General features: G+C 39.6%; 29 protein-coding genes. 4 read left to right on the forward strand and 25 right to left on the reverse strand.

Annotation, left to right across the window (positions count from 1 at the left end; all coding sequences use genetic code 11):
• Positions 1-82: 82 nt before the first annotated feature.
• The 10 genes from MHI34_RS22460 to panB form a co-directional block, all read right to left on the reverse strand.
• Positions 83-568, reverse strand: a complete 486-nt coding sequence (locus tag MHI34_RS22460) for a methylated-DNA--[protein]-cysteine S-methyltransferase (protein WP_089933272.1) — start codon at positions 566-568, stop codon at positions 83-85.
• Positions 555-1,469 carry a DNA-3-methyladenine glycosylase 2 gene (locus MHI34_RS22465; RefSeq protein ID WP_342503997.1) on the reverse strand — a complete coding sequence of 305 codons (915 nt, stop codon included), beginning with the start codon at positions 1,467-1,469 and terminating at the stop codon, positions 555-557. The genes MHI34_RS22460 and MHI34_RS22465 overlap by 14 nt, the downstream gene beginning before the upstream one ends.
• Before the next feature lie 15 nt (positions 1,470-1,484).
• On the reverse strand, positions 1,485-2,042 hold the full coding sequence (locus tag MHI34_RS22470; RefSeq protein ID WP_036125187.1) for a bifunctional transcriptional activator/DNA repair enzyme AdaA: 558 nt from the start codon (positions 2,040-2,042) through the stop codon (positions 1,485-1,487).
• Positions 2,043-2,067: 25 nt separating this feature from the next.
• Entirely contained in the window at positions 2,068-2,835 is a 768-nt protein-coding gene (locus MHI34_RS22475) for an isocitrate lyase/phosphoenolpyruvate mutase family protein (protein ID WP_342503998.1), read from the reverse strand.
• Positions 2,836-3,009: 174 nt separating this feature from the next.
• Positions 3,010-3,132 carry a hypothetical protein gene (locus tag MHI34_RS22480; RefSeq protein ID WP_255358821.1) on the reverse strand — a complete coding sequence of 41 codons (123 nt, stop codon included), beginning with the start codon at positions 3,130-3,132 and terminating at the stop codon, positions 3,010-3,012.
• Positions 3,133-3,300: 168 nt separating this feature from the next.
• Entirely contained in the window at positions 3,301-6,072 is a 2,772-nt protein-coding gene (gene dinG / locus MHI34_RS22485) for an ATP-dependent DNA helicase DinG (protein ID WP_271912797.1), read from the reverse strand.
• 180 nt (positions 6,073-6,252) lie between these two features.
• Positions 6,253-8,358, reverse strand: a complete 2,106-nt coding sequence (locus tag MHI34_RS22490; protein ID WP_036124509.1) for a 5'-nucleotidase C-terminal domain-containing protein — start codon at positions 8,356-8,358, stop codon at positions 6,253-6,255.
• Positions 8,359-8,622: 264 nt separating this feature from the next.
• The gene (gene panD / locus MHI34_RS22495; RefSeq protein ID WP_036124512.1) at positions 8,623-9,006 is read right to left on the reverse strand and encodes an aspartate 1-decarboxylase; all 384 of its coding nucleotides are present in this window, start codon (positions 9,004-9,006) and stop codon (positions 8,623-8,625) included.
• A gap of 2 nt (positions 9,007-9,008) precedes the next feature.
• Entirely contained in the window at positions 9,009-9,863 is an 855-nt protein-coding gene (panC, locus tag MHI34_RS22500) for a pantoate--beta-alanine ligase (RefSeq protein WP_036124514.1), read from the reverse strand.
• Positions 9,860-10,699, reverse strand: a complete 840-nt coding sequence (panB, locus tag MHI34_RS22505) for a 3-methyl-2-oxobutanoate hydroxymethyltransferase (protein ID WP_271912793.1) — start codon at positions 10,697-10,699, stop codon at positions 9,860-9,862. Before panB ends, panC begins: the two co-directional genes overlap by 4 nt.
• Positions 10,700-11,127: 428 nt before the next feature.
• Between panB and MHI34_RS22510 the strand changes: the two genes are divergently transcribed.
• The 3 genes from MHI34_RS22510 to MHI34_RS22520 are packed head-to-tail and all read left to right on the forward strand — an operon-like array spanning position 11,128 to position 12,880.
• On the forward strand, positions 11,128-11,448 hold the full coding sequence (locus tag MHI34_RS22510) for a PadR family transcriptional regulator (RefSeq protein ID WP_141904082.1): 321 nt from the start codon (positions 11,128-11,130) through the stop codon (positions 11,446-11,448).
• A complete protein-coding gene (locus tag MHI34_RS22515; protein WP_036124520.1) occupies positions 11,441-12,043 on the forward strand; it encodes a DUF1700 domain-containing protein in 603 nt (200 codons plus the stop codon). The genes MHI34_RS22510 and MHI34_RS22515 overlap by 8 nt, the downstream gene beginning before the upstream one ends.
• Positions 12,044-12,880, forward strand: coding sequence for a DUF4097 family beta strand repeat-containing protein (locus tag MHI34_RS22520; RefSeq protein ID WP_342503999.1), 837 nt, complete (start codon positions 12,044-12,046; stop codon positions 12,878-12,880). It abuts the gene before it with no gap.
• Between the two features lie 46 nt (positions 12,881-12,926).
• Here the strand turns inward: MHI34_RS22520 and MHI34_RS22525 are convergent, their stop codons facing one another.
• The 6 genes from MHI34_RS22525 to MHI34_RS22550 all read right to left on the reverse strand — a co-directional run bounded on the left by MHI34_RS22525 (position 12,927) and on the right by MHI34_RS22550 (position 17,967).
• Positions 12,927-13,910: a biotin--[acetyl-CoA-carboxylase] ligase gene (locus MHI34_RS22525; protein ID WP_036124524.1), complete on the reverse strand. Its 984-nt coding sequence runs from the start codon at positions 13,908-13,910 to the stop codon at positions 12,927-12,929.
• Between the two features lie 165 nt (positions 13,911-14,075).
• The gene (locus tag MHI34_RS22530) at positions 14,076-15,245 is read right to left on the reverse strand and encodes a CCA tRNA nucleotidyltransferase (RefSeq protein WP_036124526.1); all 1,170 of its coding nucleotides are present in this window, start codon (positions 15,243-15,245) and stop codon (positions 14,076-14,078) included.
• Entirely contained in the window at positions 15,232-16,377 is a 1,146-nt protein-coding gene (gene bshA, locus MHI34_RS22535; protein WP_101966333.1) for an N-acetyl-alpha-D-glucosaminyl L-malate synthase BshA, read from the reverse strand. Before bshA ends, MHI34_RS22530 begins: the two co-directional genes overlap by 14 nt.
• A 33-nt stretch (positions 16,378-16,410) precedes the next feature.
• Complete coding sequence (mgsA, locus tag MHI34_RS22540; RefSeq protein ID WP_036124530.1) at positions 16,411-16,815, reverse strand: methylglyoxal synthase; 405 nt, start codon at positions 16,813-16,815, stop codon at positions 16,411-16,413.
• 19 nt (positions 16,816-16,834) lie between these two features.
• Positions 16,835-17,632 carry a 4-hydroxy-tetrahydrodipicolinate reductase gene (dapB, locus tag MHI34_RS22545; RefSeq protein WP_036124532.1) on the reverse strand — a complete coding sequence of 266 codons (798 nt, stop codon included), beginning with the start codon at positions 17,630-17,632 and terminating at the stop codon, positions 16,835-16,837.
• Positions 17,632-17,967 carry a nucleotide pyrophosphohydrolase gene (locus tag MHI34_RS22550; protein ID WP_036124534.1) on the reverse strand — a complete coding sequence of 112 codons (336 nt, stop codon included), beginning with the start codon at positions 17,965-17,967 and terminating at the stop codon, positions 17,632-17,634. The genes dapB and MHI34_RS22550 overlap by 1 nt, the downstream gene beginning before the upstream one ends.
• Before the next feature lie 115 nt (positions 17,968-18,082).
• Between MHI34_RS22550 and MHI34_RS22555 the strand changes: the two genes are divergently transcribed.
• Positions 18,083-18,952, forward strand: coding sequence for a YitT family protein (locus tag MHI34_RS22555; protein ID WP_004232676.1), 870 nt, complete (start codon positions 18,083-18,085; stop codon positions 18,950-18,952).
• Between the two features lie 55 nt (positions 18,953-19,007).
• Here MHI34_RS22555 and MHI34_RS22560 read toward each other — a convergent pair whose 3' ends face one another.
• From MHI34_RS22560 to aroA, 9 genes are all read right to left on the reverse strand, one after another.
• Entirely contained in the window at positions 19,008-19,682 is a 675-nt protein-coding gene (locus MHI34_RS22560; protein ID WP_058844265.1) for a zinc metallopeptidase, read from the reverse strand.
• A 60-nt stretch (positions 19,683-19,742) separates the two neighbouring features.
• Positions 19,743-20,339, reverse strand: coding sequence for a DUF1405 domain-containing protein (locus tag MHI34_RS22565; protein ID WP_058844255.1), 597 nt, complete (start codon positions 20,337-20,339; stop codon positions 19,743-19,745).
• A gap of 317 nt (positions 20,340-20,656) precedes the next feature.
• On the reverse strand, positions 20,657-21,430 hold the full coding sequence (locus tag MHI34_RS22570; protein ID WP_036123182.1) for a menaquinol-cytochrome c reductase cytochrome b/c subunit: 774 nt from the start codon (positions 21,428-21,430) through the stop codon (positions 20,657-20,659).
• Positions 21,431-21,471: 41 nt separating this feature from the next.
• Positions 21,472-22,146, reverse strand: a complete 675-nt coding sequence (locus MHI34_RS22575; protein ID WP_036123184.1) for a cytochrome b6 — start codon at positions 22,144-22,146, stop codon at positions 21,472-21,474.
• 19 nt (positions 22,147-22,165) lie between these two features.
• Positions 22,166-22,672 carry a ubiquinol-cytochrome c reductase iron-sulfur subunit gene (locus tag MHI34_RS22580; protein ID WP_036123187.1) on the reverse strand — a complete coding sequence of 169 codons (507 nt, stop codon included), beginning with the start codon at positions 22,670-22,672 and terminating at the stop codon, positions 22,166-22,168.
• Positions 22,673-22,826: 154 nt separating this feature from the next.
• Complete coding sequence (locus MHI34_RS22585) at positions 22,827-23,276, reverse strand: YpiF family protein (protein ID WP_036123190.1); 450 nt, start codon at positions 23,274-23,276, stop codon at positions 22,827-22,829.
• 145 nt (positions 23,277-23,421) lie between these two features.
• Positions 23,422-23,979 carry a ReoY family proteolytic degradation factor gene (locus MHI34_RS22590; protein ID WP_036123193.1) on the reverse strand — a complete coding sequence of 186 codons (558 nt, stop codon included), beginning with the start codon at positions 23,977-23,979 and terminating at the stop codon, positions 23,422-23,424.
• A gap of 14 nt (positions 23,980-23,993) precedes the next feature.
• Positions 23,994-25,262, reverse strand: a complete 1,269-nt coding sequence (locus tag MHI34_RS22595; protein WP_080717083.1) for a tetratricopeptide repeat protein — start codon at positions 25,260-25,262, stop codon at positions 23,994-23,996.
• A 95-nt stretch (positions 25,263-25,357) separates the two neighbouring features.
• The gene (aroA, locus tag MHI34_RS22600; protein ID WP_249646081.1) at positions 25,358-26,644 is read right to left on the reverse strand and encodes a 3-phosphoshikimate 1-carboxyvinyltransferase; all 1,287 of its coding nucleotides are present in this window, start codon (positions 26,642-26,644) and stop codon (positions 25,358-25,360) included.
• Between the last annotated feature and the right edge of the window lie 3 nt (positions 26,645-26,647).

A 26,647-nucleotide genomic window follows, 5' to 3' on the forward strand; every position in this document is an offset into this window, starting at 1 on the left:
TTTTGCAATAACTACTTTTTTATACAGCATGGAATTGCAGTGATGCTATTATCACAAAGAAAGGTACGACGATGAACGAACATTACTTGGATGGATTTTTATAGGTTTGCTCATGCTGAAGTAGCCATTCTTTGCGCCACATCCCGCCACCATACCCTGTCAACGTTCCATTAGAGCCAATAATTCGATGGCAAGGAACAACAATGCTTATATTATTTTTGCCATTGGCGCTACCGACAGCTCTTACAGCTTTTTCATTATTAATGGCCATTGCAATATCTTTATAAGAAGCTGTTTCACCATAGCCTATACTAGGTAAGGCATGCCAAACTGCTTGCTGAAAATCAGTACCTTTAAAGGTGTAGGGAAATGAAAACGCATGACGTTCACCAATAAAATACTCATGCAATTGCTTAGCACATGTTAGTAGCACTTGAGGAGTATCTTGTTGAGGGATATTGACAATCTCCCCTCGCTCTGCAAAATTAATCCCATCAATAGCTGTTTCACTACCTTCGATTTCAATAATTCCAATGGGCGATTTGTAATCTAATTTATACCGTTTCATATAGTGACCTCCATAAATAAAAGGTGGCATAAGCTTGCCAGCCTTGCCAATGTTTCGCATAGTGATGAATTTCCTCAAGCGTTGGTTTTCGCTCTAATGCTAATTGTGTTTTTATTGCATTATGCAATCCAACATCCGCAATGGGGAAAGCAGATGGCTCTTGTAAACATTTCATCAACACATAGGCGGCTGTCCATGCACCAATGCCTCGAATAGCCATTAAACTTTTTTTCATGCCCTCGTAGCCGTCTTTTTGACGCAATAAGTCTTTTGTCAATTGGCCATTTGCTATACTTTTCGCAATATCAATAATGTACTCTGATTTCCTCAATGTAAATTGAAGGCTTCTCAAGTCCTCTACCTGAATGGCTGCTATTTTTTCTGGTGTCGGAAAGAGCCAGTAGCTTTGTCCCTTAAAGTGAACATGCTCTCCAAAATGTTCTACAAATCGTTTTTTTAACGTATAAGCGAATGTTAAATTGATTTGTTGTCCAATAATAGCCCACACCAGTGCTTCAAATAAATCAGGAATTCCGATTAAACGTAATCCACTATATTTTTTCGTAAGTGAACATAAGATGGGATCCTGTTCAACCATCTGGTAATAGTCCTGCAAGTTCCTGTTTAAATCAAACCACTCTGTTATATATTGTACGATGATTGCTCGTTCATGGACAGCTGGCTGATTCATCAGAAAGGATACTTTTATTTTATTGTCTTGCTCGGTAACGGTACATAAAATAAGCCGTTCATTTATCTTTAGTAATTTGAAGAGTGTGTCCTTTTTTATATGATGCAAATTTTCTTGATTGGAGCGCTTTAAGAACAGCAAACATTCCATATAATTGAATTCTTTTGGTGGTTCGATGACTACATAACAATCGGCATTTATCCAATTCATAATAGGCCTCCTTTCTTATGAAAGGTGTCGATATTGTGTAGGTGAACAATTTTTCAACCGTCGAAAAACTTTATAAAAATTGGATGGACTTTGAAATCCTACTTCATAGCAAATTTCTAAATTTGTAGCATCTGTATGCTTTAATAAGTGGGCAGCTTTATCAATTCTTATTTTTTCTAAATATGTTCTGGGAGTCTCTTCTGTTTCTTGTTTAAATAATCGTTCAAGATGAAATGGACTGATGCCGACATGCGCCGCCATATCCTGTAATGTCAGCTTTTGTTTATACTCGTTGATGATAAATGCTGTAATATTTTTAATCAATTGGGTATGTGGTGAATGTTCTATTTCAGGCTGACAACGTTTACATGCACGATACCCGGCTGCTTCTACTTCTTGAATATCTTCATAAAATTCAACATTCACCTTTTTCGGTTTTCTTGATTTACAGGAAGGACGGCAATATATTTTAGTGGTTTTAACTGCCGTATAAAATAGCCCATCATAGGTTTGATCACATGCTATGATTTTTTCCCACTTTTCCTCAAAGGATAAATTGATTGGATTGTCCACGAATGAACCACCTCGATTTCATAGATTACACATATAAAGAAGAAGTATCTTGGTCTTTTACTAATTGTGCAGCATGCTGTGATAAATAGGCAATGATTTTATCTGAAAGTGCATTGCCAAAGCTCAAACGCCTTACCCCTAATTCTCTTAATAGTTGGCAATTTGTTAATCCTGGTAAAGAAAGAAGATTGATGGGTGCATCTACATTGCTTGTGATAGCACTTATTTCATTGATATCTATTAAGCCTGGGATAAAGACCCCACTTGCTCCGCTCTCGCTATAAGCTTGTGCTCTCATCATGGTTTCCTCGAACGGATGCATTAGCAGCAAATACGTATCTGTTCTTGCATTAATAAAGAAATCTTTATAGCCATGATTATCTAGCCTTGCCCTCATATTTGCTAGCAGGTGACAGTGTTTTGTTATATTTCTTAATCCAGTTTGCTTTTTAAAGGAATCCTCGATGTTAATTCCTGCTACTCCAACATCTGCTGTTCTTAACACATTGTCGATAATACTTTGTTCATCATGACCATACCCCGCTTCAATATCCGCAGATACGGGGATGTTCACCTGCTCTGCAATAGCTTGAATAATATTTAGATGGTGTTGAAAGTCTATCCATTCACCGTCAGCATAGCCTACTGAATTCGCTATACCCCAGCTAGTTGTGCCAATCGCCTGAAAACCTGCTTTTTCTAATGCTAATGCCGATAATACATCCCAAGCATTTCCTAAAAACAACAGCTCTTGTGCACAATGTAAATCATTGAATTCCTGAATTTTTGACATAGCGAAAGCCTCCATACTGTTTGATTGACCTCATATTATCAGGAATTCTCCACTTATTTCGTCCTCAATCTTGCTATTATGGTCTTGTTGGACGCAATAGGAGCATACAAAAAAGACGTCCAAAACAATCGCTTTGTCCTGACGTCTTTTCATGTTATTTCAAATCAAACTACATTAAGTAAGCACCTGTTCCTTTGCATGCTTACGCTGGAAGGCAATCTCTTGTCGTTTTTCTTTCGTTACACGTTGCCAAATGACCACTGTAATAAACCCAATAATGGCTATGATGTTCAACAAGCAACGGAAATCGTCATGAACTATATTACTGAGATTGTTCGAAACGCCAACCTTTTTTTATGTGTAAAATAAAAATAAGCAACAGTGATTATGATAGCAAAATAATATTATCAAACCCCTCAATACAATAGTAAAACCCCTTCTAGCTTATGCTAAAAGGGGTTACTGTTATTTTTGCCAATGATTTAGTTCTTTTAACAATTCGGGTAGCTGTAATTTCCTTACGTCGATGGGCGGTAATGCCTTAATAAACTCTTTTCCATAGGACTTACTAGTAATACGACGATCTAGTACAATGAACGCACCTTTATCTTGTGAAGAACGAATTAATCGACCAAAGCCTTGCTTAAAGCGCATAATGGCCTCTGGTAAGGAAAGCTCTGTAAAGGAATTACGGCCTTGAGCTGTTAGATGCTTTGCTCTCGCTTTAAAAACGGGCTCTTCTGGTGAAGAAAATGGTAAGCGTACGACAATGACAGAGGCAAGGGCATCCCCTGGCACATCCACACCCTCCCAAAAGCTATTTGTGCCAAAAAGCACGGCATGGCTAAATTTTTGGAATGATTTTAAAATGCGCATACGGCTACCACCTGTCACACCTTGTGCAAAAAGCATATAGTCATCTAAAAGCTCACTATCTTGAATAAGCTCGACCGTTTTTCGTAGCATATCCTGTGCCGTAAAGAGCACAAAGCAACGCCCCTCTGTCATACGAACTGTCCGTGTAATAGCATGGGCAACAGCCTCAATGTATTCTTCTTGGCTGACATGCTGAATATCTGGCATATCAGTTACAATAAATGCCTTAGCGCCCGCATAATAGGCTGGTGGTGCTTGTAGTTTCATAACTTTGACTTCATTTGAGATGCCTAGCTGACGTGTAATAAAACGTTCATTGCCAGGTACCGTTAATGTACCTGATGTCCAAACAATACTTGCTTGCTGACGTAGAGGTGCTAACACTTGTTCAATAATTGGTGTGACATTGACGGGCTTTTTAAAGACATGGAGACTGCCTGGAACACTTCGTACATCAAATTCTAACCAAACAGAATTGCCGTCCTGCGGGGAGAGAAAAATATCTTCCCATTCTGCAATTTTTATTTTCACTTCTCGAATCCAATACTGCCATTCAGACAATACAAAAAGGTCATTTTTATCTAATTGCTCGATATTATTTTCGAAAGCCTGCGTAATTCCACTAGCTAGATCCAACCATTGCTGTGTCAGTTTACTGACTAGTGCAAATGGCTCTTTCGCCAATGAAACATCCTCTAAAAACAAGGTACATTTACTACCAGTTTGCTTCCCTTTAACTTGCTGTTGCATTTTTTGAATCGCTTGCTGAATTGTTTCATCAAATGTTCGTTGTAGACGGATAAATTGTGCATCCAGTCGCTGTAAATTTTGCATAGCTACTCGCTGTTTTTTCTTTGCTGCCTGGCAAAACTGTTGAAATAAAGCACTGTCCTCCATCGTGCCGATTTGGCCGAAAATATACTTCCATTGTGTATAGGAGAAGACAACCTCATCTTGCTGCATTGCTGCCTGAATAAATTGATGTGCCTCATCCATAATCCAGCCATCAATTTGTGTAAAGAGCGGTGTTTGACGCACTAAATCGCTCAATACCATGGCATGATTCGTCACAATACAGTCCGCAACAGTGCTATTCTTTAACGCTCGTTCATAGAAATCAAAGCCCTTTGAAGGCTTGTCACTCGGTATTTTGCGGATTTTCTCTAAAAACAGTTGGCCGCCACCAGAAACATTGAGCTCACTTAACACACCTGTCTCTGTTTTTGTCAGCCAAACGAGTATTTGTAAAATAGTAAATGTATCATCATAGGATTCATCAGCATGGGCCATACATTGCTCAAAGCGTTCCAGATCAATGTAATGTTGCATTCCCTTTAGCACACATAAATTCACTTTTGTCCCAAGAATTTTTTCAATCTTAGGTAGCTCTTCCTCTACAAGCTGTTCCTGTAGATGAGAAGTATAGGTGCTAATGGCTATCTTTTTATGGACAGCTCGTGCATACAAAATCGCAGGAAGTAAATAGCCAGCGGTTTTGCCAATACCTGTAGAAGCTTCAATCACACACTCTTTTTGTTCATGTAATGCCTGCCAAATCGTGTCCATCATCTCAAATTGTGCAGGTCTTACCTCAAAATTTGGGAGTGCCTTTGCCATGAATGCCTTTTTTTCATCCACCGTTTGCGGATAGTCCATCGTTTGTGATTCATTCTCATGCTGATTACGACCATTACAAATGGCAAAATTGCGGTAATAATGCACATTTTCATGACCTGTCAGATGCTGACGTTTAATTTGTAATGCCTCGAAAAAAAGCTGAGCAATATTTGATTTCATGCGAAATGAACGCTTGTGCATCTGCTCTAGCGTTAGCTGTGGGAGATTTAACAGCTCCTTCCAGCAATATTTGAATAGCTCTGCCGTAGCAAGAGCATCGTCGTCTGCTCGATGTGCATTGGCTAGCTCGATATTTAAATCTGCTGCTAAATCCCCTAGCTTAAAGCTGAGGGACATCGGAAACAAAATTTTAGCTAGCTCCACCGTATCCATTTTTTTACCCTGCCACTTCAATAGTCCGGCACGTTTAAATTCTGCTTGTAAAAAGGATAAGTCAAAATCTGCATTATGTGCGACAAACACACAATCAGTTAAGAGTTCATATATGTAATCCGCATGTGCCTCAAATGGTAAGGCATCCTTAACATCTTCATCCGTGATATGCGTTAAATCTTGAATGAAAGATGGAATGGTTTTTCCTGGATTAATGAACTTCGTATAGGTACGCTCAATTTCCCAATCTTTCATAATAACAATCGCGATTTGAATCATCCGGTCTCCATTTGCTGGTGAATGACCAGTTGTCTCCAAATCTACAATTGCATATTTTTGACTTTCCATCATACATCTCAACTCACAGTTCACATTAGATAAGTTGAATTTTATCATAGATTTGTCTTTACGGCATCCTTTCTCCTCCTTCGGTGAGCCACTTCATCCATACAAAAAACGCAACCTTAGAGGAAGCCCCTAAGGTTGCGTAAAAGAAAATACGATTACCTTTTTACCTAATCAATCAGAAGTTTATTGTTTTTTAGCTAGGTCAACAATACGACCTTCTGTTGTTGTTTTCACTTCTTTTAGGGATAGTAATTGCTCTTGAAGGTTTTCCCAGTCAGACAAGCCTAAATCTGTAACACGACCTTCTTCATATGCTTTTGCAAACATATCAAAGCCATCTCCACCTTTAGCCGTGTATGCATTCGTTGCTACTGTATACCGTTTATCATCCTGCAACGGAACGTACTTACCTGTCGCTTTGTCGAAGTACTCCACAGATACAACACGTGAGCCTGCTTCTTTCGATGAATCATATTGTAATTTTGCCCCAGCGATGTGCAGGAAGCCACCATTTTCATTCGGTACATTTTTCAATGATACTTCAAACGCAGCTTTTAGCTCAGCACCAGTTGCGTCCATTAATGCTAATGTATTACCAAATGGTAAGACTGTAATAACCTGACCAACAGTAATATTACCTGCTGGAATTGCTTCTCGGATACCTCCTCCGTTTTGCAATGCCATTACAACTGTTTTATCTGTAAATTTTTGTGCTTTTGCTAACATACCATCAGTAATAATATTACCTAGAGCTGTTTCATTGCTACGCACACTTTCAAGACTAGTTTCACTTGAACGAGGGTTGGCTAATGCTTCTTTCAGTGTTACACCAATTTCTTTGTTGTTCACTTCATCTACTTTTGCTTTATACGGTGCAAGCAGCTTCACTAATTTCTTATCTTCCGCTACTTTACCAAGGTCAATTAATTCACCTTTATACTTTGTGACAACACCATCTCCATCAAATGTTACATCGAGTGTACCTAAATATTTTACATACTCATTTGCTTGTACAATTAATGTAGCATCTTTTGCTTCGCCAACCGTGTTTGTGTCAACTACAAATGGTTCCTCTAATTTTGTATGATCATGACCACCAACAATGACATCAATGCCTGGTACGTTTTGTGCTAGTAAAATATCATTATCCACATTAGGGTTATCATTATAACCGATATGTGTTAAAGCGATAATTTTGTTGACGCCCATTCCTTCAAAGGCAGCCACTGCTTTTTCCGCTTCCTCGATATAGTTTGTAAATTTCACTTTGTTTGGAGAAGCAATATCTTTCGTTTCTTCTGTCGTTAAGCCGAAAATACCTACTTTTTCTCCATTGATTTCTTTCACGATACCTGAATAAATTTTACCGTTTTCAGGCTCACTTGAAATTAAATCTGTAAATAAACCAGTGAATTTGTCATCTGCTGAGAAATCTGTATTGGCATCCACAAATGGGAATTTAGCACCTTTAATAAAATCTACTAGTGCTTGATGGCCTTCAGGTGATGAACCTAAATCAAATTCGTGGTTACCAAATACCATGGCGTCAAAGCCGATTTCATTTAATAATGCTAAGTCTGCTTGTCCATGGAATTCGTTAAAGTATAGTGTACCGCTAAATGCATCACCAGCATGTAATGTTAGAACATTCTCCTTTGCTGCACGTTGCTCCTTTACAGCTGTTGCTAATTTAGGTAGTTCATTTGCACGAGCGTGTGTATCATTTACATGTAAAATTGATAAAGTAAATCCATCTTCTGGCGTTGATTTTGTTAGGGCTTCTGCAATCACAGTTGCTAGCTGTCCACGTGTAACATTTTCGCTAGCCGCATGGTTTTTTACACTTTCTAGCTCTGGTAATGTTGGAATAGACGACAAGATTTTTGCTAAATCACCATGTGTAATTGTTTGGTTTGGACGGAATGTTTTGTCCCCATAGCCTGAAATAACTTTTAGCTCTACAAGCGCTGCAATGGAACCATAATATGGATTGGATGCACCAATATCCGTAAAGTTAGGATTCTCAACATCTTTCGTATCCAGCTTTAAGGCACCTGCAATCATTTTAGCAGCCTGTCCACGTGTGACATTTGTATCAGGTTTAAATGTACCATCTGGGTATCCGCTAATAATCCCCGCTGCATAAAGAGTAGCGATGCCATCAAAGTCTGCATGACTTTCTTTTACATCTGAAAAAGGACTTGCTGCCGATACTGGTGCTACTGCTACCGCTGTTACAGCTAACGCTGCGGCAGTTGCTGTTAAAAATTTGTTACGTTTATTTTCCATTACAAATGATACCTCCACTAGTAAAATGATGTACTAACAACTAAATTCTACATAAATATGACACAAAATACTAGAACATTCGAATTTTTTTACAAAATTATAATCTTAAAACTAGTTTAATAGTAAGAAAAGAAAAATTTTTCCAAAACTTTTGTAATGGATACGAATACAGAAAAAAGGAGGATCGGCTATACTTTGCCATCCTCCTATCTAATATCAAATTATAAATTGCTGCGTCCATCTTAATGAATGCTACTCACTTCACTACATCACTGTTGCTTCTGGCTCATGTGCAATCATTTCTTTAATAGTATTGCCCTCTCCCATAATGGCCACTGTTGGTTTATGCTCTTTGGCTTCATGATTATCCACATAGACATAGGAAATAATGATGACAATATCACCACGTTGCACAAGTCGCGCTGCAGCACCATTCACACAAATTACGCCTGAACCTCGTTCACCAGCAATGATATATGTTTCAAAACGAGCACCATTATTATTATTCACGACATGTACTTTTTCATTTGCTAGCATACCTACTGCATCTAAAATATCTTCATCAATTGTTATGGAGCCGACGTAATTTAAATCCGCCTGTGTCACTGTTGCACGGTGGATTTTACTATTCATCATCATACGTAACATATTTACAGTCCTTCTTTCACAGTAAAGATACAATTATCGATTAAGCGTGTTTTACCTATATAGACAGCTGCTGCCAACAGAGCTTGCTGTGTCGTAGCAGTCACGGGTGTTAAATCTGGGTAAGCTAATATTTGGATATAGTCAATCTGACCATGCGTTCGTGCATGAATATGAGCTTTTGCTTTAGCCAGTGCACGCACAGCATCACCATTCGCTAGAAAGCTATCACGTGCCAATTGTAATGCTTCATAGATGGCTGGGGCCTCCTGTCGCTCTGTCTCACTTAAATAGACATTGCGAGAAGATTTCGCTAAACCGTCTTCCTCACGGACAATTGGGACAACACGTATTTCTAATGGGAAATTAAAATCACGTACCATCGTTGCAATAATGGCAACTTGCTGTGCATCCTTTTGTCCAAAATAAGCCCGAGTTGGTTGTGCTAAGTGAAATAATTTCGAGACAATCTGTAACACGCCATCAAAGTGGCCTGGACGACTCGCACCACAAAGAATGGTTGCTTGCTCACCAGCCTGTATACGGATGCCACCATCGTGGGGATACATTTCTTCCACACTTGGTGCAAACATAATATCAACACCAACAGACTGTGCCAATGCAGTATCTCTAGGTAAATCACGAGGATAGCTTTCAAAATCTTCATTTGGTCCAAATTGTGTTGGGTTGACGAATATACTCATAACGACTACATCATTTTCAGCACGAGCTGTTTGTGCCAATGTTAAATGACCTTCATGTAAATAGCCCATCGTCGGAACAAGTCCAATGGTTTGATGAGCCTGCTTGGCTGCGTTTATTTCTTCAGCTAATGCTTGTATGGTAGTTACGACTCTCATGCTTGGACGCCCCCATATAACTTATCTAATGCTTCTTCTTTCATCGTAAAGAAATGCTTTGGTGCAGGGAAAGTACCTGCTTTCACAGCTTCAACATAGCGAACCATGCCAGCGCTTGCTTCTTTGCCCATATCGGCAAATTGTTGAACAAACTTCGGCACATGATGTGAGCCGTAGCTTAACATGTCATGATACACCAGCACTTGTCCATCAGCTTCTACTCCTGCACCAATGCCAATGGTCGGAATCATTAAACTAGCGGAGACAACCTCAGTCAGCTGGTGAGGGATACATTCTAATACGACTGCACAAGCACCCGCTTCTTCGCATTGTTTTGCTTCTTCAATTAACGTGGCAGCCTGTTCAGCCGTTTTTCCTTGTACTTTATAACCGCCTAGCACCCCTGCTGACTGTGGCAATAAACCTAAATGAGCAACAACAGGAATACCAGCTGATGTTAATTTACGAATGACAGCAATAACCTCACCCGCTCCCTCTACCTTTAAGGCATCAGCCCCAGTTTGTTGCATCATCGCAATGGCTGTTGTTAATGTTTCATTGACATCGCCATGATAAGAACCGAATGGCATATCCACGACCATAAACGTATCCTTTGCTCCACGTCGAACCGCTTTAGCATGATGAATCATATCCGCTACAGTCACTGGCATTGTAGAATCATAGCCAAGCACGACCATTCCAAGTGAATCACCGACCAGTATCATATCGACACCAGCGTCTTCAGCGAATGTAGCAGCCGGATAATCATAGGCCGTCACCATTACGATTTTTTCGCCTGCTGCTTTCATCTTTAAAAAATCTGTCGTCGTTTTCATGTTGTAGTCCTCCTTTGTTAAGGGAAGAAAACAGAAAAACCCCTCTGTGCCGAAAAAGGACAGAAGGGTAGTGTTTCGTTCATTGGAAAAACCTCATCAAGAGGCAATAGCTTACAAAAAGAAAGCTATTTGAACGTATCGTTTTCTTCCGTCCCTGTCTAAAAAGATCAAGGCAGATATTGGTTAATATGGGATCTTGCGCTTTTGAAGGTGCCGTTCACAATGGATACTGCCCTTCAGCTCATACTATAACAGATTCTCCTACTAATCTTCAAATATTATTTTTTTACAATATCATCGTTTAACGACATTGGTAAAATTTATCTTTCATTAGAATTGACAATTAATGCTATAAGTCATATACTATCCACATACTATACGTCATATAATATAAAATGAAGTATAGGTACTATATGTGAGGTGGAGAGATGACATTTCAGCTTGGTTCAGCTTTACTTGATGCTTGTGTATTGGCTATCGTCGATAAAGAGGACGCCTATGGCTATTCTTTAACACAGCAAGTACAATCGGTCATGGAGATTTCGGAGTCTACACTGTACCCAGTATTACGCCGCTTACAAAAAGCACATTACTTAACAACATACGATCAGCCCTATCAAGGTAGAAATAGACGCTATTATCAAATTACAGAGCAAGGACGTATACGATTATTAGAGCTATTAAAAGAATGGCAAGTGTATAAGCAAAAGGTTGATTGTGTACTTTTAGGAGGGAATTTAGATGGATAGAGCAAGCTATTTGAAACAGCTACGAGGAAAATTACGTCGGCTTCCTGCGCATGAGTTAGATGCTGCACTTACTTATTATGAAGAATACTTTGCGGAAGCTGGAGAGGAAAATGAGCAACAGGTCATGTCGCAACTTGGCTCCCCTTCTCATGTCGCCTCACAAATATTAGCTGATTTCGCACTAAAGGATTTGGAAACCTCCTCAGCCAAATCAACGAAAAAGAATATGTCAGCCATTTGGCTCATTATTCTAGCCATATTGTCTGCGCCACTTTCACTGCCATTACTGGCAACAGCTATTGCACTTATTTTTTCATTCGGCGCAGTCATCGTCAGCTTGATCCTGGCTATTATCGCGACAGTCATTAGTATTTTTGCTGGTGGCATCGTAGCCCTTATTTCAGGCTTCTTGATTTTAACAGAGCATTGGCCTACTGCACTGCTCTTTATGGGTGCGGGATTGGTTGTAACGGGCTTAGGTGTCCTACTCTTTCCTTTTGTCACACGTTTTATTAAGAAAACGGTTCTTGTTTCTGTTGAAGCATTAGGAAGACTATTCCACAAAATAACGAAAAAACGGAAAGGGGGCTTCTAAATGACATCTAAAAATACCCTTATCGCCATGACAATGATTGCATTAGGTATTTTACTTGCATTGGTTGGTTATTTTTCGGGCGGTCGCTGGCTTATTTTCAAAGATGCCGACGGTCTTCACGTCCCAAGCCATACAAATCTAGTGAGTCAATCACATGAGTTAGATACGTTTACAAGTATTAATATAGTGAATGACTATGGAGATATTGAAATTATTGCGAGAGATAACGACTATAGATTAGAGACACAGGTCTTTGAGCAGCAAGACGTAACCTATCATATAGACAATGGTGTTTTAACGATTGAAACAAAGGCGAAGAAAAGGGATGGTTTTCAATTTGGCTTTAATAACTTTTCTTCTCCCTCTATCAAGCTCTATGTCCCGAAAGATACAAAAGTAGAGTCAGTTGTAATAGACAGTGATTTTGGTGATACAGCTGTTCGTGGATTACATTATGAGGAGCTTCAACTCATGCAAGATTACGGAGATATTACCTTCACTAACACGACTGGTGACAAAACAGAGATTACACAGTCCTTTGGTGATTTGACGCTCCAACAATATGCTAGTAACGGCATTAGCATTGAAAGTGAGCATGGTGACATCACTATAGATGGTACATTAAATGGTCAATCCACCATTTCTTCTAGCTTTGGCGATATGACACTTCACTTACAAAACAAACAAAGTGATTTAGGCTATGACTTAAAAACTAGTTTCGGTGATATTACGATGGATGATGAAGAACAAAGTGGCAAGGTGACGCAAGTAACTAATGGTGACCATCAACTGCATGTTTCCTTATCACATGGTGATTTAGATGTATCACTGAAGTAAAGTTGAATTCAAGAAGCTGCAAGAAAAATTCCTTGCAGCTTCTTTTCTATAATATTTTAATGTCCCCTGCATAAATCGTTCGGATTATCCCATTGTCCTGAGTAAGCTGTAAAACGCCATCATCTGTAATTCCACTAGCAATCCCTTCAAAACGTTCACGTAATGTCTTCACCTCTATACGTTGACCAATTGTACAGGATAATTGCTGCCATAGCGTTTTGATACTCGCGAAGCCCTCTTTCACATATAACTCTGTAAATTGTTCTAAATAGTGCAAGATAGATGCCACAAGGGCTGCGCGGTTGATTTCTTCTCCAGCCTCTAATCGTAATGAAGTAGCTATATCTGCTATATCAGGTGAAAAATCAGCTGCTGCTTGGTTCGCATTTATGCCAATCCCAACAAGTAAAGCTTGCACAAGATCAGCCTCTGCCTGCATCTCCGTTAAAATACCTGTACATTTTTTGCCATTAATTAATAAATCGTTGGGCCATTTAATGGCTGGTTCTACATGCTTATATAATGTTTTGATAGCCATTGTAACTGCTACTGCCACCACAAGTGTATAGGAGGATGCCTGTTGGGGGGTAACATCAGGTCGTACAATAATGGTCATCCAAATCCCAGTACCATGTGCAGATTCCCAAGGACGCGCCATACGGCCACGCCCCGCTGTTTGTTCCTCACCAATAATGATCGTACCGTGTGGGGCTCCTTCTTGAGCTAGCTTATGCGCAATCGTTTGTGTAGAATCTACCACATCATAATAATGGATTTCACGTCCAAAATGCGCTGTCTTTAAAAAGAGCTCAATTTGGGTTGGATTCAAGCTATTAGGTACACCCGTCAATACATACCCCTTTTTCTTGATGGTTTCAAATGTATACCCTTCCTCCTGCAATGTCTGCATATGCTTCCAGACAGCCGTCCGAGAGACACCCAAAGAATCTGCTAATTCCTGACCTGAAACTGCTTCACCATCAGCAGCCAGTATTCTTTTTAAAATTTCGTCTTTCATGGAAATTGTCATCTTCACATCAATCCTTTAGTCAACTATGCTATTTTTTATGTAACCTATTTTGTCTTTATCATACTGTAAATCAGTCTAAATGACCACCAAAGATAAAAGCCGTCCCATGTTTCTGAGACGGCTGCTTGTTGTATATTGTGTTAGCCATAAGTCAGCCCCGCTTTCCTAGAAATAGTGCTGCTCTAGCCAGTTTTTAATCTGTTGTCGATCATTTTGGAGTTCATGATGAATAATAGCGCTCAACATGTCCTCCAATGCATCTTTTAGCCATGGTCCACCCTTTTTTCCAGACCATTTTAATAAATCCGCCCCATTCACCACTAAATCTTGCTTTTGCTGAATGGGCAGCATTGCCTGTAATTCTCGAATAGACAGCTGTGGTAGCGCTGCGTCCAATTGGCGAAGCCGTGCAAAATATTGGGCAGCCTCTAACTCTTGTGCTGTGTACATAAAATAATGGGTATTTGTCCATCCCTCTTTTAACGCTTCATATGCGCTCAAAACCGATTTGACAAACGCCATTTCTTTATTAGATAGGCGGTAATCTCTCACTATCTCTCGCCAATCTGTCCCTTGCAGTAAGGCAAAATAAGCCCAGCCCAAGAGCTTGTCCTCTGTATGAAAGCCACGCCAATACTCAGCCTGAAAGTCACCTGGTAAATAGGCAGCCAAACCACTTTCCTCTAATTTTTGAATACCACCAAAAACTGCTTGTCCTACCCATAGCTTATCGAGCTCTGCTTTGATCCGTTCCCTTGCGATAAAAGCAATATCAGATGCTCTAGTTTGAATCGCAGACATTGTATCTGCTGCTATGGCAAAATCAAGCTGTGCTGAAAAGCGTACCGCTCGCAGCATGCGTAAAGCGTCTTCTGAAAAACGTTGTTGTGCATCTCCTACTGCTCGAATCATATGCTTTTCAATATCTTGGTAACCACCGTAATAATCCACATAAGAGCCATCAAGACGCATTGCAATGGCATTCATCGTAAAGTCTCGACGTTGTAAATCTTCTTGCAGTGAACGTACAAATTGTACTTTTTCTGGACGACGGTGATCCGTGTATTCCCCGTCTGTCCGATAGGTAGTCACTTCAACAGGTCCAGCGGGTACGATAACAAGTACCGTCCCATGCTGAATCCCAATATCTACAGTTCGTGGAAATACCGATTTCACTTCTTCAGGCAAGGCATTTGTAGCAACATCTACATCATGAGCTGGGCGATTAAGTAAAGTATCCCTTACAGCGCCACCCACAATAACTGCCTCATAGCCAGCCTGTTCTAGTTGTTCAATGACTGAATAGGCTGCCTGCCATTCTTTATTGTTTTGCATGATTTCTTTCCGCAACCTTCTCATACATTTTTTCATATTGTTCAACAATTTTAGATGAGTGGAATTTGTTATCTACTGCACGGATGGCCGCTTCCCGGAAACGCAATAATAGCTCTTCATCCTGCAGTAAATGGGTCGCATACGCTGCAACTGCATCTGTGTCCCCTAATTCCACAATATAGCCATCTACACCATGTTCAATAACTTCTGGTATACCGCCTACATTTGACCCAATACAAGGTACGCCACAAGCCATTGCTTCTAATAAAACCAGTCCAAACGATTCCTGCTGTGAAAGTAGTAGTTTCATATCGCTAATCGCATATAATTCTGCTAAATTTTCCTGTTTCCCTAAAAATAAAACATCCTTCATATACAGACTTTCCTTTACTTGATCCATGACACGATGCTTTTCTGGACCATCTCCTACCAATAAGAGTTTCGCCTTCATATTAGCCCGAATTTTCATAAAGGCATCTATAATATCCGGAAGATTCTTAATTTTACGGAAGTTTGACACATGAATAAGCACTTTTTCATCTTCTTGAATACCAAATTGCTCTTTTAAATTTCCTGAATTACGAGGATAGTACTCACGCTCATCCACAAAGTTATAAATCGTTTCAATTGGTTTTACTGTATCAATCAATTCATAGGTTTGTTCTTTTAATGCATGTGACACCGTTGTCACAATATCAGATTTATCAATTCCATACTTAATGGCTTGTGACAACGTAGAATCTTGCCCAAGCACCGATATATCTGTGCCATGAAGGGTTGTGACGATGCCAACATCTCGACCACTCATTTCACGTGCTAATACCGCACATACCGCATGTGGGATGGCATAATGCACATGCAACACATCCAACTCTTCATCCTTAATGACGTCTGCCATTTTACTCGCTAATGCAATATCGTATGGAGAATATTGAAACACTGAATAATTATTAACTTCGACTTCATGGAAAAAGACGGTTGGATAAATTTTATTCAATCGAAATGGTACGCTTGAGGTGATGAAATGAATTTCATGTCCTCTTTCTGCAAGCATTTTGCCTAATTCTGTTGCAATGACACCAGAGCCACCAACTGTAGGATAACAGGTAATGCCGATTTTTAGCTTTTTCATTCGATGATCATCCTTTCTAAATCACGTCTTTTATTAGTTACGTCTTTCTTGTATCAGTCTCCAATCCACAAAGCCCTCTTGTAGGCCTTTTAATAATATTTCTGCTGTTCCCATATTTGTTGCCAGTGGCACTTGGTAAACATCACAAAGACGGATAAGTGCAGAAACATCTGGCTCATGTGGTTGTGCTGTTAATGGATCACGGAAAAAAATAACCATGTCCATATCGTTATTGGCAATCATAGCACCAATTTGTTGGTCGCCACCAAGCGGCCCCGAACGAAAACGTGTGACTTCTAAACCAGTAGCTTCAATGACACGTTGTCCCGTTGTTCCAGTAGCATATAGCGTATGTTCAAGTAAAATATCTTTGTAAGCAATAGCAAACTGTACTAAATTGTCTTTTTTACGATCATGTGCAATCAATGCGATTTTCATATAGCTTCCATCCCAATCTTTAGATGATGTTTTCTAAACCATAAACAAGCTGATCCATTTTCATAACCTCTTCTATGCAAAATGCAACGCCTGACATGAAGGAGTTTCGGTTTAATGAATCATGGCGAATCGTCAGTAGCTGCCCATCTCCTCCAAATAATACTTGCTGGTGTGCCACTAAACCAGGTAAACGAACGGAGTGAATGCGCATGCCATCAAAGTCTCCACCTCTTGCACCTTTAATGGTTTCCTGTTCCTCTGGGTGTCCTTGAGTCTTTTGCATACGGGCCTCTTGTATTAGCTGTGCTGTTTTTAACGCTGTCCCAGATGGTGCATCGAGCTTTTGATCATGGTGCATTTCAATAACCTCTACATCTGGTAAGTATTTGGCCGCTTCTTTTGCAAATTTCATCATTAGGATAGCGCCAATCGCAAAGTTTGGTGCAATAATGCAACCCAACTCTTTTTCTTTGGCCATGGCTGATAATTCTTCTAGTTGTGTATCTGTAAATCCTGTTGTACCAATTACAGGTCGTACATTTAAATTCAATGCTTCCTTAGTATGCTTATAGACTGCATGTGGGTTGGTTAAATCTACTAATACATCTGGTGCAGTGACTTCTACAAGGTCATGCATTTCAGTAAATATAGGTACCGTATAGCTTGCTGGAAACATGTCTAAATCAGCTAATGTTTTTCCTACTTCCTTATAATCTAGTACAGCTACTAATTCCATTTTGTCATGTTTCATGACCGTATGTACAGCCTCAGCCCCCATTTTTCCTCTTGCACCCGCAATGGCTACACGAATCGACATCATTCTTCATCCTTTCTAGTCCAACGATCCTTATCTCTAGTTTCAAATTTATGTATGACGCGTAAAAGTGCTTCATCTAGTTTAATACCTTGTGCATTTGCAAAACATACTAGTACAAAGAGAAAATCTCCTAGCTCTTCTTCAATGCTATTTGTGTCCTCTGTGCTTTTTTTCTTTTTTTGGCCATATACATCCTGAACCTCACGTGACAGTTCACCTAATTCTTCTGTTAAACGCGCAAGTAGCTCAAATGGTGGGAAATAGCCTTCTTTAAATTGTCCTATATAATCATCAACACGCTGTTGCAATGCTTGCATTGTTAATTGATCTGTCATTATCATCACGCTCCTATTTACCATCCTATAAAATTTACACCATTGTTGTCAAAACCAATAAAATGTCAGATAATAGATAACATTACTTCATTTGTTTGGAACTACAGGAGGTCAAATGCTAAAACAGATTAAAATTCGTAATATTATCGCAATTATGCTCGGAGCCGCCGTTTTTAGCTTCGGCTTTGTTCACTTCAACATCCAAAATCAGCTGGGTGAAGGTGGGCTAAGTGGGATTACACTCATACTGTACTTTACATTAGGATGGGACCCCGCCTTAATGAACCTATTATTAAATATTCCCATGTTTATCATAGGTTATCGATTGCTTGGAAAGAAATCATTTGTCTATACACTTGTCGGCACTTTATCTGTCTCTCTTTTTCTAAAGATTTTTCAAAAATACCAATTTACCATTCATTTAGAGGATGACATGTTACTTGTGGCACTTTTTGCTGGTGTCTTCGTCGGACTTGGACTTGGTATTGTTTTTCGCTTTGGCGGCACTACAGGTGGAGTCGATATTTTGGCTCGGCTTGGTCATAAATATTTTGGCTGGAGTATGGGGAAAACTATGTTTGTCTTCGATGCCATTGTCATTATCCTTTCGTGGCTAACGTTCTTAGATGCTCGATCGATGATGTATACACTAGTTGCTGTATTTGTAGGTGCTCGTGTTATTGACTTTGTCCAAGAAGGTGCCTACGCTGCACGTGGTGCTCTTATTATATCTGAAAAGTCTGGTGCAATTGCTGAAACGATCGCGCTACGAATGGAGCGAGGGATAACGATCTTAGAAGGTCATGGTCATTTTACCAAACAGCCTAAAGAAGTGATCTATTGTGTCATTGGCCGCAATGAAGTTGTACGATTAAAATCAATTGTGCATGAAGTCGACCCGCACGCCTTTGTTTCCATTATAGAAGTACGAGATGTGGCTGGGGAAGGCTTCACCTTAGACGATCAAAAGCAGCCACTGCATTAAGCATACGAAGATAAAAAACTTGCTATAGTGGTGTACCACTATAACAAGTTTTTTCTTAGTCGTCGCTACGCATATTTGTAAAAATTAACACTAAACGTAATAACTCAAGTACGGCTACTGCTGCCGCCGCTACATATGTTAGCGCTGCTGCACTTAACACTTTTCGTGCCGGACGTTCTTCTTCATTTGTAACAATACCTAATGAATTCATTTGAACTAAGGCACGCTTTGAAGCATCGAATTCCACTGGCAGTGTCACTAATTGGAAAACAACACCTGCTGCTAATAATATGATACCTAACAGCAAGAAATTCGTACTACTTGCAAAAATACCAATCATTACAAAAATCCAAGACATATTAGACGAAATATTTGCTACGGGAACGAGCTTACTACGTAATGTAAGCATAGAATAAGCTTCTTTATGTTGGATGGCGTGACCTACCTCATGGGCAGCAACCGCAGCACCTGCAACACTCGCTTCATAAAAGTTACTTTCTGATAAAGCAACTGTTTTTGTTGCCGGATTATAATGATCAGACAACACACCTTGCGTTGGCACAACTCGTACATCATATAAGCCGTTCGCATCTAAAATCGCACGCGCTACCTCTGCACCGGTCTGCCCCTTCATTGTACGTTGTTTTGCAAACTTCTTATACGTCCCCTTTACCTTCATCTGTGCATAAAGTGGGAGCAGCATAATAATGGCAAAATAAACAATATACATGCTAGTTGACAATTTTCTAACCCCTTTCTACCTCAATACTATAATTCTATAATTTATACCTTAATTCGGCAAATATTTGCGCTGCCTAATTGAGAAAATCGCAAGAAAAATACACGCAATGGATAACCAAAACGTAAAGTAACCAATATAGCTTGTGTATTGAGCTAAATCTCGATACATAGGCATTTGACCAAACACATAGTCAATGACATCATTATGCAATGTCCACACTGCTGCTATAGCTACATGCCAATAAGTGAAGACATACTTCTTCAAATAAAGTATAGCTTGGACTGCCATAGCAAAATGCGATCCAACTAACATCCAGCCCTGCCAGCCAATGGTACCAGTTTCAATCAATGTCCAAATATTCATAACATCTGCCCAAAGACCATACTTCACCAATGTAACGAGAGCGAGCACCTCCATTAGTGGCCAGCTTTTTCCTATAATCCACGCTATCAGCACAAAACAGAAGAATAGGCTAGCTGTCGGGCTATCAGGAACAAAAATATAAAAAATCGGCTTGGTAATAGCCAGCTGCCAACCGTACCAATAATAGCCGTAAATTGTCCCTAATAGATTAATAATGAGCAGTGCTATTAAGAATGATTTATGGGTCAGAAGATACCAAATATTTGCTCTTGTTAGTTGCATGAAGTCAACTCCTTCCGTTCTTAAAAAACATTCGTTATGTATTGTTCTGAAATCCTAGAGCAATCCCTCTACATTTCAATTGTTCCTCACCATCAATATGTGTTAGTTTGTTGATTTAATGCGCTTATTTGTTCCATTAATTTTGCCGCTGATGCTTCACTTTCGATACAACTAATACTTGCTGAATCCAGACAAAATAATATTTTTCGACATTTTTCGCTAAAAATTCTTATACCAGGGAACCTTTTAACTTGGCTCTCAGTCCCAATAGTATAACAAGGTAGAAAAAAAGAGCCAGTTCCCTGACTCTTTTACTATTACTCTGCTTTTAAACTTTCGATGAATTCAGCAAGTTTTTGAAGATCTTCATCTGAACCTGTCCATAATCCTGGTGGCATTTTACCGCTCTCAGTACCGTTATGAGCAATGTCCTTAATTTGATCAGCAGTTAAACCTGTGTTCATTAGAGTAGGCGCTCCAGCTCCACCTTCTAAACCTTCACCGTGACATGTAATACATGCTGAACCAGCGTAAACTTTATAACCTTCTGATTCTTTATCGAACTCAACTGTTTCTACAATCGCACCCATAGCTTTTTGAGCTTCCCAGTCGTGGTTAACAACTGACTCCCAAGTTAGGTAGAACATAGCAGCTAAAGTTAATAACATGAACGCTGTTGGTAATGGACGTTTAGATGGACGACGTTCTGGACCCTTGTCTAAAAATGGCATTAATAATAGCGCTCCAAATGCAAGACCTGGAATTACAATAGCTCCGATTACATTGTATGGACCAGAAGCAAATGAGTATTTTAAAAGTTGATACATAAATAAGAAGTACCAGTCCGGTAGCGGTGTATATGCTCTAGTTGGATCTGCCGGCCCTTCAAGTGGTGACGGGTGAGCGACAGTTAATAATAAGTATCCAATTAAAAATACAGCACCTACCATCCATTCCTTCAGTAAGAAGTTCGGCCAGAAAGCTTCCGTCTTACCTGGATATTCGGAATAATCCTTTGGAACATTCGGCATTCTGTGATTCGCTTTAATACGAGAATCGCCGACAAATTTCATTCCTTTTCCGCGATGCATAGTGTCCCCTCCTTTTAAAGATCATCGAACCGTCAAGACAATTACAACGGTCCTGAAATTCCTTGACGACGAATCATGATAAAGTGCGCTGCAAGTAACCCAAACAATACTGCAGGTAAGAAGAATACATGAATCGCAAAGAATCGAGTTAACGTTTGAGCACCAAGAATCGTAGTGTCACCCGCTAATAATATTTTAATCATCCCACCGATAAACGGTACAGATGCAGCAATTTCGATACCTACTTTAGTAGCGAATAATGCTTTCATATCCCATGGTAATAAGTATCCTGTAAAGCCAAGACCCATCATTACACCAAAAATACCTACACCAACCATCCAGTTTAACTCACGAGGTTTTTTATAAGAACCTGTGAAGAATACACGAAGTGTATGTAAGAACATCATTACGATAACTAATGAAGCTCCCCAGTGGTGCATACCGCGTACGATTTCACCAAATGCTACTTCGTTTTGTAAATAATAAACTGATTTCCAGGCATTCACAACGTCTGGTACATAGTACATTGTTAGGAACATACCAGATAGAATTTGAATTACTGTGATGAAGAATGTTAATCCACCAAAGCAATAAACGAATGCTGAAAAATGATGTGCAGGGTTAACGTGCTCTGGCACTTCGTGGTCGGCAATATCACGCCAAATCGGTGTAATATCTAGGCGTTCATCGACCCAATCATAAATTTTATTTAGCACTGTTGTCGTACCCCCTTACTTATTTAACTAGAGTATTTGCTTTTGCTGGACCAATCATTAAATAGCCATCTTTTTCTTGTACTTCAAATTCATCCAACGGACCTAGAGGCGGTGTACCTGCAACGTTTTTCCCGTTTTTCTCGTAACGACCTGCGTGACATGGGCAGAAGAATTGATCTGGGTGTCCAGAATCTCCACTCCAATCAACCATACATCCTAAATGCTTACAAACAGGTGATAGAGCAATGATTTGATCGCCATTTTTATAAACCCACGCTACGTTTGTAACATTCGATTTGTACCATGCATCCACTTGCTCGAATGAAAAGTCAACTTTGACAGGCTCTTCAGTGAGGTCAGCGATTTTATGCTCTGTTTCTACAAAATCTCCACCATCATGCTTTTGTAACACTGGATCAATTGCAAAGCGAAGCATCGGCATTAACATACCTGCCGCCATAAATCCACCTACACCAGTAAGAGTATAACTTAGAAATTGACGACGTGAAACTCGATTATTACTCATTATTTTCCCCCCTCTAACTTAAAGGTCAGTCCAACGGACATACTTTTACAAATAGTAATACTAGGACATATATATGATATATCAAGTCCATAGCTTGGTCAATATAGCATTCTGTGGAAAGCTGGAGAATGTGAACATTTATTGAAACTAATTGTTAAATCTGTGCCCATTTAGTCGAAAGCATTGGAATCACCTGGCGTAATTGATCTTCTAAAATAGATTTTTTCACACTTGCATCCATGCTCTCTAACGGAATAGCTGGTAACCAAACTATATTGACTTTCTCTTCACTCTTTGTCCAATAGTGGTCACAAGTAATGAAGAACACATGCTTAAATCCAGCATTATGTAATTGTGCTTCTAATTGCTGTGGAAATTCATCGTTTTTTAAATTTGTCATATAAGAAAATGGTGGCATAACTAATAAACGGCCTTTGAACTGTTGCTCTATAAACGAAGTTAAAGACATAACAAAATCTACTTCGGCACCACTCTGTTTCATTTTTTCAGAAGAGAGATCGATGGATACAAGTGGAACAATAGCGGTATCAATGAAATCCTTCTGTGCCAGAAACGATGTCACATCGTTTGCATTAAAATACATTCAACAAACCTCCTTTTATCGCAAAATAAAAATGCCCTTATCCACTCTAAAATAGGATACCCAATTAAAAGTGAAAACAATCATTCATTCACTAGTAATGTTACCATATTGAAGTGGATAAAGGACATTCAATTTTTACCTATGATTAACGTAAATTAGCCGTTTCCTTTAATGCTTGTAACAAATTAGACAATTCATAAAAGCGTTCTTCATCTCCCTGGTCGAGGGCTTCATCAATTTGTGCGAGTAATTTTTCTTCTTGGAATACGAGTAAGCTATTGGAAAGCAGCTCTTCTGCCAGTAAACGATCTTTTTCACTGACTAGCAGTGTTTCTGGCATATAAGGGTTTTCTTCGAGAACTGCTAAGTATTGTGCACTTGGTGGTATATTTGGAAAATTCAATTGTATATACATATCTTCTTGTTCATGTAAGCGTAAATCATGGAAAGACTTCTCAGCATCTGCTGTCATCACATTGCCTTTGTAGAAACGAAAAGGTACACCTGTTGAGTCTACTGTCGACATCACCATCGCTCTAGGACAATAGTGAGCTTCTTCCACAAATCGGATTCTTTTTAGTAAGTCATCATTGCTTAATAAATAATTTAAAATCCATACACACTCACGACGTTTCAATTGATAATTTTTTAAAAACCATCGAACAAATGCTTTTTTATCAACAACTGATACAGAAGCAGTCATACCCACTCCCTCCTTTACTCAAATTCTAAGGCTTCTAACTTCTCTTGCCACTCTGGTTCACCCGGTTGAATGTTGATTAATTGTCCAAGAACCTCTTTTGCCTCTGAACGTTTTCCTTCCTCTAATAAGAAGTAAACATATTTTTCTAAAAATGTTGCGTCTTCCTTAAAATCATTATATGCCAAACGGTAAAATTCGTATGCACGGTCGTACAATTCTAAATTTTCATATGCCTCTGCTGCAAATGGATATAATGTGCTCCATTCAAAATCATTTTGCTGTAGCGTTTCAAATAATTCGATAACATCCTCATGACGCTCCTGTTGTCCCAACACAGAAATAAGGGCTAATACCGCCTCCATGTACTCAGGATCCAACGCTATAGCTTCTCGCAGATGTTGCTCCGCTTCTTCTGGCAAACCATTTTTCAACGCCATTTTACCAGCAAATAAATACAATGATTTATCATATTCATCGCGTTTTAGCCCCTCTTGAATGGCCCCATAAGCTTTTTTATTATCCTCTGTCATAGCATAGCTTTCCGCAAGCAATAAATAGGCTGAGAAGTAATCCGGATCTAATTCTTTCAATTCCTCTAGTTGTTTAATAGCCATCTCGTACTTTTGTGATTGGAAAGCGGAATAAGCCGCTCCAAATAAAATATCTGGCTTTACCTCATCCTCAAGGGCCTTGACATAATAATCAAAAGCCGTTTCATAGGCAGCCCCTGCACGATACACCTCTGCCAATCGTTCAACAAGTTGAATACCTGCAAATTCATTTTGCTGCTCATATAAGTCTTCGTACAACCTTGCAGCTTCTAAAAAACGACCTGTTTCAAATAAAAGTTCTGCTTTAGCAAAATGTAATAACGGCTCGTCAGGTAAAATCGCTAATGCTTCATTTATACGTTTTTCTGCAACCTCAAATAACCCCTGCATTTGATAATAATCGGCTAGAACTAATAAGGCTTGCGGATATTCTGGTGATGCTTCTTCGATTTCTAATAATAAATCCAATGCTTCATCTTCATCACCAAGCTCCATTAATACATTTGCACGATCTATTTTTAACTGTGCCTCTTCTGGGAATAAAAATTGTAAATGCTCCAGCACACGGTCAGCTTCTTTCATGTACCCATACTGCATAAAAATCTCAGCGAGTGCATAAATCTCCTCAGGTAGCTCCTTCGTTAAAAATGATTCTAGTAGCTGATCTATTAATGCTAAGTCCCCTTGTTCAAGTGCTTGCATCATTTCAGTCATCGCATTGTTCACAGTCATTCACCTATTCTTTCATTGATACCTTTATGCTACAAAACATTTACCATTGAAACAAGAAAAAACTCCCCAAAAGCTGGAGAGTCTATCTTGAATTGTTATTTCACTGCCTCAATATGTTCAAAGAACGATGGGTAGGATACAGCAATGCATTGTGCATCATCTAATGTTACGGCTCCATCCGAAATTAGAGCTGCAACAGCCCCCATCATACCAATTCGATGATCGCCGTATGTGCGAAGACTTGCACCTTTTAATGGTGTTGGTCCATTAATGATCATTCCATCTTCTGTTGCTTCTATTTGTGCACCTAGCTTTTTCAATTCAGTTACAACCGCCGTGATGCGATCCGTTTCCTTCACTTTTAGCTCCTCAGCATCTTTAATGATTGTTTGACCATGTGCTTGCGTAGCGAGTAAGGCAAGGATCGGAATTTCATCAATTAAACGAGGAATAATGTCCCCCTCAATTGTTGTACCTGTTAAAGTAGATGTGGCCATTTGAATGGTTGCTGTAGGTTCAGCTTGATTATCCTCATTCGGTGTCACGGTCATTGTTGCGCCCATTTTTTCAAGTACCTCGACAATGCCATCACGCGTTGGGTTAATACCAACATTATTTAATGTTACGTGACTATGCTCACAAATGGCTCCTGCCACTAAGAAGAAGGCTGCCGAGGAAATATCCCCTGGAACAGCAACATGTGTCCCGCTGAGAGACTGTCCGCCTTCAATGGAGACAACGCCATTGTCTACTTCTACCTGTGCACCAAATTGTCGCAGCATTCGCTCTGTGTGATCTCTTGAAACTTCCATTTCTCTAACAATCGTTGTTCCTTCAGCACGCAAGCCTGCTAGTAAAATAGCAGATTTCACTTGTGCACTTGCTACAGGCATCTTGTAATCGATGGCCTGTAGTTTTGTACCTTGTATAGCAAGGGGTGTGTACTGCCCGTCAGCACGCCCTGTAATATGAGCACCCATTTGACGCAGTGGGTCTATCACACGTCGCATTGGTCGTTTGCCGATAGATGCATCCCCCGTCATCACGGAATGAACCGAAGAACCAGCTAAAATACCCAACATTAAGCGTGTTGTTGTGCCAGAGTTACCCGTATACAACACGTCTGTTGGCTCCTGCCAGCCATCCATGCCAGGACTATGAATCGTTACATTAGTTCCTTCGACCTCAATTTGAACGCCAAGCTTCTGGAAGCAATCGATTGTACTTAAACAATCTTCCCCTAGTAAAAAGCCCTCTACTGTCGTTGTCCCGCTAGCAATGGCTCCAAACATGACAGAACGATGGGATACAGATTTATCGCCTGGAATGGTTAAAGTGCCCTGTAAAGAAGGCTTATTGTATTGCAAAATTTTTTCACTCATAAA

The organism is Lysinibacillus sp. FSL L8-0126 (assembly GCF_038630385.1).
GTDB classification, from domain to species: Bacteria; Bacillota; Bacilli; order Bacillales_A; family Planococcaceae; genus Lysinibacillus; species Lysinibacillus fusiformis_D.